Origin of the sequence: Streptococcus sp. SK140 (assembly GCF_000259525.1) — a bacterium.
In the GTDB taxonomy this organism is placed as follows: domain Bacteria; phylum Bacillota; class Bacilli; order Lactobacillales; family Streptococcaceae; genus Streptococcus.
Map to the genome: position 1 here is coordinate 59,626 of NZ_AJML01000040.1, position 6,511 is coordinate 66,136.

At 37.5% G+C, this 6,511-nt stretch carries 2 protein-coding genes; both read left to right on the plus strand.

The features are described from left to right. Positions 1-636 (plus strand): SGNH/GDSL hydrolase family protein, encoded by a 636-nt coding sequence (locus HMPREF1116_RS10870; RefSeq protein ID WP_000290629.1) that lies wholly within the window; start codon positions 1-3, stop codon positions 634-636. A gap of 410 nt (positions 637-1,046) precedes the next feature. After that, a partial coding sequence (locus HMPREF1116_RS10875) for a Spy0128 family protein (RefSeq protein WP_000621154.1) occupies positions 1,047-6,511 on the plus strand: 5,465 nt, incomplete at its 3' end.

Here is a 6,511-nt window from a genome sequence, read left to right on the forward strand (position 1 = left end):
TTGGCAGTACAACTATTAGAAAATTGGCTCTTAAAAGAGCAAGAGAAAATTCAAACCAAGTATCGTGAACTTAATCAAATCTCGGTGATTGAACCAGATATCATTTTTATCGGGGATTCCATTATTGAATATTATCCCTTGCAAGAATTATTGGGAACGTCAAAAAACATTGTGAACCGAGGGATTCGAGGCTACCAGACTGGACTTTTACGAGAAAATCTTGATGCTCATCTCTATGGCGATGCGGTGGATCAAATTGTACTTTTGATTGGGACAAATGATATCGGCAAAGATGTTCCAATGAATGAAGCGCTAAACAATCTTGAAAGCGTGATTCAAAGTATTTCTCGCGACTATCCACTGTCACAGATAAAGCTAGTTTCCATTTTGCCAGTCAATGAGAGTACGAACTTCAAACAGACAGTTTATATTCGTACCAATGAGAAAATCAAGGCCTGGAACCAAGCCTATCAAGACCTTGCCTCTGCCTATATGCAGGTTGAATACGTATCTGTTTTTGAGAACTTACTCGATCAGGAAGGGCAACTTAAGGCAGACTACACAACAGATGGCCTTCATCTCAGTGTCGCTGGTTATCAAGCTTTATCAAGTACTCTAAAAAAATATATTTTATAGGTTCAGTATAGATGAACTATCTATTTCATAATCAGTAATTTTACTAAAAAAAATTTACTCTAAACATTTAAAATGAATAAAAAAATATTCAATTAAAAAGTTTAGAGTTTTTTATATAGAAAATACTTTTGGATGAAATTAATCTTTAGACATAAAAGTTTTAACAATAAGATTAATAAAAAAAACACACATAAAAGACACTATTTTTAAATGTATTAATTATCGTAAAAATGAATAATAATTATAAAAATAGGGGAAGAATTTAATTTCCTTTTTCTTGATTTAAAAGGTTCGAATATGGTATACTGTTAGCGTTACTTGTAATGTGGGGAAGTACATTTTCTTTTTTGGAAAAAGTCAATAATCTTACATATTATTAGTTAAAATGTTTAAAAAGGAGAACTTATCCCATGATAAGAAGAGAGCAACAACGATTTTCTTTAAGAAAATACAAAGTTGGTGTCGCATCAGTTTTCTTAGGAACGACCCTTAGCTTCATGATGGCTAATGGTGGTGCTGTAAATGCTGCTGAGATTGTAGCAAAGCAAACTGATGAGAATACTGAACTAGTCGACAATAACGACAAGGAAAAGTTGAAAGAGCCATCAACGGATGTGGCAACTTCAGCTAATTCTGAAACTTCAGAAGTTAAGTCAGAAACATCAACACCTGAAGTTAAGTCTGAAGTAGTAAAATCAGAACCAACTGAAGTAAAATCTGAAGAAACAAAAGCTGACAAAACTGAGGAAAAAACATCTGTTAGTCCTGAGGTAAAACCAGAGTCTTCTAAGCCAGTAGCAACAACTGCTTCAAAAGCAGAAGAAGTTGTAGTAGCTAAGTCTAAGGCAGAAGAAAAGACTGAAACTAAACAAGAGGAAAAATCTGAGCCTAAAGCAGAAGTTTCAGCTGTAGCTGAGGCAACTAGCATTGATACAACTGCTAGTGTAGCTAATGTTGCAGCAAAACCACTAGTAGATACAGAAACACTTGCTTTGGCAGCTGAGAACACTGTAAATGCCGGTGCTTTGGCTACAAATGGTGGTCGTCGCCGTAACCGTCGTGCTGCAACTGACCATAATGTAGCACCGATTGATGTTGTAACGACTTTAGCTGATAATGTTGCTGCCAATCCAGACATGACAGATCCTAACGGAGCATCTGTGCATTCTCAAACAATTCCAGCTGGTTACCAAGCTAAAGAAGGTGACTTCTATACTTTTGGTATCTGGAATTTGACAAAATTTAATGCCCGTTATAATACAAACTACTATGCGCGTGCTTATAAAACATTTGGCACTTCAACCGATACTACAGTTGAATTGATTGATAAAAATACGGGTAATGTAGTTGAAACACATACAGTCACTGCAACTAGCGGTGTTCAAAAATTCACTACAACCACTCCAAAATCTAATAATGAGTTGACACTGCAAGTGGATTACCAAGCAGGTGCTGGTCAAGGTCCTGGTAAAACAGACCAACCATTCATTCAAATGGGATTTGAAGTTGGATCAGCTGTTCAAGCTTTGGTAGCTGCTGGTCATACCTTGACTCCAGCTGAACAAGCTTATTATACGGCTGTTTATTCTGCACGTAACTCAAATGATATTTTGAATGCAGTTGAACCTGCTTATAATGGTCGTGAAGTTACAGACACTAACTTTAAGATTCCTGTAACTGTTGATAAGACAACATACTATAAAGTTGTTGATCAGGCAAATCCTACTTATAAGGAAACTGGTAAATCTGTTACAACTCAGGACTATAAAGAAAATGGAAATGAAACCAGTCTAGCAACATATACACTCAAAGCTATGGAGGGTCAAAACTTCACAGCTTCTGGGGAGCGTCAATTTACAAAGACTGAAGAACTTACAGATAAAATTACCAGAGAAACAGTTTATAAACTTTATCAAACAGCTGGTCAAGATACAACTTCTGGTTATGTGAGTCGTCCTTACACAGTTGGTACTAGATTTATGGATGCTGAACGTGCTGGGATTAAACGTATCAAGGAAATCGTTGATGAAGACGGATCTGTAGTGATTCGTGTTTACCTACTAGATCCAAAACAACAAAGTAAACGTTCAGATGGGACTTTGAACACTGACGGTTATATGCTTTTAGCAGAAACCAAACCAATCAAGCCGGGAAGAGTGAATACAGAGGATTTGGTCGTTAAAAAGACCCCTCTTCAAACCATTCCTTTTGCTGGACATCCAAATGGTGAACCTGTTAATTTTGATTTCCAAACAGCTGCAAATTATACACCGAAGAAGACTGTATTTGTTCCGTTCTTGGGAGACAATATTGGACACCTTTCACCAAATAGTCAATTAGATAGTGGTGCTTATAAGGGTATTGGTACCAACGTTGACTTGCTCAACTCCTTGACACCATACAAACAACCTATCTACTACTACGACAAGACAGAAACTATCAAGGTAAAACCAGAAGTTGAAAAACAATTGGAAGGTCGTGCCCTTGTAGATGATGAGTTTAGTTTCACTCTTAAGAAAGAAACAAGTTCAGCTAGCGAAGCATACTCTGAAACTGTAACTAATAAAAACGGTAAAGCAACTTTCACCGAATTGTCATTTGACCGAGTAGGAGTTTATAACTACAAGATCACTGAAACAAAAGGTTCTGATACCAACGTTGACTACGATGCAATGGCTGTCACAATGACAGTTACTGTAACTGAGAATTCTAAAGGTGACTTGGAAGCTACAGTTAAATACAGTTCAGAAGGTGGATTTAGCGCAAGTGCAGATGATAAGGTCTTCAACAACTATGTTGTAGCTCCAGTAAAGACTAAGTTTGACTTTAGCAAGAAATTGGATGGCCGTAAGTTGAAAGATGGCGAATTTACATTTGCCTTGAAAGATTCAACTGGTAAAACAATCCAAACGAAAACAAATAATGCAGCTGGTGTTATCTCATTTGACGATTTGACCTTTGACAACACTCAAGTTGGTACTCACAAGTATACAGTTGAAGAAGTTATCCCAACAAATAAAGTGTCAGGTTTACCAACTAAAGAAGAAGGTATGACTTATGACACAATGAAGGCTGAAGTAACGATCACTGTTACTAAGGAAGGTCATGTTCTTAAAGCAACAAACACACTTCCTGCAGATACAGAGTTCAACAATACCTTCACACCATCTCCTGTTAAAGTAAACCTTGAGTTTGATAAATCACTCTCAAATGGTAACTTGAATGCAGGTGACTTTAGCTTCACTTTGACTGGTGATAACAATGTTAATGAAACTGTAACTAATAAAGCTGACGGTAAGATTAACTTTAGCGAATTGTCATTTGACCAAGTAGGTGTCTACAACTACACAGTAAAAGAAGTTAAAGGCGATAAAGCTGATGTAGACTACGATGCAATGACTATCGCAGTTAAAGTAACAGTTACAAAAGATGAGAATACAGGTCTCTTGGTAGCTAATACTGAAATGACTTCAACAGGTGGTGAAGCAACTGGTACTGACGATAAAGTCTTTAACAACCACGTTGTGGCGCCTGTAACTGCCCAATTTGACTTCAGCAAAGCTCTTGCAGGCCGTAAACTCAAGGCTGGTGAATTTAGCTTTGTATTGAAAGACAAAGATGGCACTGTTATCCAAACAAAACAAAACGATGCCGCTGGTAACGTTAAATTTGACGCCTTGACATTTACGAATGCTCAAGTCGGTGATCATAACTACACTGTAGAAGAAGTTATTCCAGAAACAAAAGAAGCTGGTATGACTTATGACACTATGAAGGCTAATGTGACAGTTACTGTTACTAAATCAGGTCATGCCCTTACTGCTGTAGCAGCACTTCCAGCAGATAAAGAATTTAACAATACCTTCACACCAACTGCAACTCAAGCACAATTCAAATTTACTAAGAAACTAGAAGGTAAAGAACTGACGAAGGATGCCTTTACATTTGAATTGCTTGAAAATGGAAAAGTTCTCCAAACGAAGAAAAACGCGGCTGATGGAACTATCCAATTTGATGCGATTTCTTATGATGCAGAAGGTACTCATACCTATACTGTACGTGAAGTAGCTGGTACAGACACAAACATTGACTATGATTCAATGAATGCAGAAGTAAAAGTAACAGTTACGAAAGATGCTTCAACTGGCCTCTTGAATGCAGCAGTTACAATGCCGGATGATACTGAGTTTAATAACTATCATGTGGCTCCAGTCGTTGCAAGATTTGACTTTACTAAGAAATTAGCAGGTCGTGAACTTAAAGATGGCGAATTTAGCTTTGTTCTGAAAGATTCAACTGGTCAAACTCTTGAAACAGTAACAAATAAAGCTGACGGAACGGTAACATTCACTGAATTATCATTTGATAATACTAAAGTTGGAACTCATACCTATACAGTAGAAGAAGTTATCCCATCTACTAAAGAGCTTGGTATGACTTATGATACTATGAAAGCAACAGTCACAGTTGAAGTTGCTAAGAATGGTCACACCTTGACTACTGTAACAAACGTAACATCAACTGGCGGTGTCAATGCTGATGGAACTTCAACAGAAGGAACTGATGATAAAGAATTCAACAACAAGATCACTCCTCCTGAAACACCTGAATTCCAACCTGAAAAATTTGTTCTTAACAAAGAGAAATTTGACATTACAGGATCAAAACTTGTAGATGATGACGATGAGTTGGCTGATGAGTACACTGCTACAAATGCAAACCCATATGCAGATGGAACTTCAAACAACGAAGCAGAAAACATCAATACTAAGACGGTTGAACGTGGTGAAAAACTAGTTTACCAAGTATGGTTGGATACTAGAAACTTCACTGATAAAAACAACATCCAATCTGTTGGAATCTCTGATACCTATGATTCAGAAAAATTAACTGTAAATGCTGCTGATATTAAAGCATATGACAGTGAAACTGGGGATGACGTAACTGACAAGTTTGACATTAAGGTTGAAAATGGTGTCATTACAGCAACATCTAAGACTTCTGTAAACAAATCATTAGGTGATGCGGATAATACACAAGTTATTGATACAACTAAATTTGCATTTGGTCGCTACTATAAATTTGATATCCCAGCAACTGTTAAAGATGACGTTGCGGGTGGAGTGGATATTGAAAATAAAGCCAACCAAATCGTTCATGTTTATAATCCAGTAAGCAAATCTGTTGAAAAACCAGAAAAACCAACTCAAAAACGTGTGAACAGCGTTCCAGTTCCAGTGGAAATGAACTTCACGAAACGTTTGGAAGGTCGTGAACTTCAAGCGAACGAATTCGAATTCGTATTGAAGAAAGACGGTGTTGAAGTAGAACGCGTGAAGAATGACGTTGCTGGTAAGATTGTCTTCAAGACTCTTAAGTTCGGACGTGATGATCTTGGTAAGACTTACAACTACACTGTAGAAGAAACTCCTGGTACAGATGCAACCGTTACATACGACACAATGGTTGCGACTGTTAAAGTTGTGGTATCACACGATGGTAAAGCTAAAGCAATCGTAGCGAATGTAACAGATGCGGCTGATAAAGAGTTCAACAATACTGTAACTCCTCCAGAAGAACCTAAGTTCCAACCAGAGAAATACGTTGTTTCTGAAGAGAAATTCGATATCACAGGCGACAAGCTCGTTGATGATGATAAAGAGTTGGCAGACAAGTACGCAGATACCAATGCGAACCCATATGCGGACGATGCATCAAACAACGAAGCTCAAAACTTGAACACCAAGACTGTGAAACGTGGCGACAAGTTGGTTTACCAAGTATGGTTGGATACAACTAAATTTGACGCAGCTAACAAGGACAACATCCAATCAGTAGGAATCTCAGATGACTACGATGAAGCTAAATTGGAACT